2 protein-coding genes are annotated in these 515 nt (G+C 38.4%); both read right to left on the minus strand.

Features of this window, described 5'->3' with window-relative positions; all coding sequences use genetic code 11:
• Positions 1-187: hypothetical protein (locus ABD732_RS18685; RefSeq protein WP_344786344.1), on the minus strand; the 187-nt coding region annotated here is incomplete at its 3' end.
• Positions 188-305: 118 nt separating this feature from the next.
• On the minus strand, positions 306-515 hold a 210-nt coding region (locus tag ABD732_RS18690), incomplete at its 5' end, for a hypothetical protein (RefSeq protein ID WP_344786347.1).

Genomic DNA, 515 nt, shown 5'->3' on the forward strand with positions numbered 1-515 from the left:
CTCGCTGCTCATCTGAATACTCAGTGACACGGTCTCCCCGGTATAGGAATGCGATCACGTATTTCTTCATTCCATAGTCATCGGCGCCTACTTCTTTCGCAAGGGCTTCGTCGTAGGTGGAGGTTTGTGCTATGGCAAAATAACTAGCAGTGAATGCAAGGATCAGGGTAAAGAATAACTTTTTCATTTTCAAATTTAGTTATCCGGAGACTTGATTAGCCGTTAAAAGTAAGAAATAAGTAGGTAAGGTTTTTTAACTAACTGATTAAGAAAAATTTAGACTTGAAGTTTAGGGTTGATTATCCTCAGCTGTATTTTTGATTAACTAATTCTTTTACTAACCTTCCTATACAACTTGTCATGAAACACTCACTACTGTTCATCGTATTCCTATACTTTTCAGTTTCAGCCTTAGCACAGCGAAATATTTCCATTGAAATAAGCGCTGGGGCTATTAGCTCTTTTTCTACTGCCACAAATTCTGTGGATGGGAGTAAAGTGCCTATGGATAACAG

The sequence above is a fragment of the Gordonia caeni genome, assembly GCF_039537105.1.
In the GTDB taxonomy this organism is placed as follows: domain Bacteria; phylum Actinomycetota; class Actinomycetes; order Mycobacteriales; family Mycobacteriaceae; genus Gordonia; species Gordonia caeni.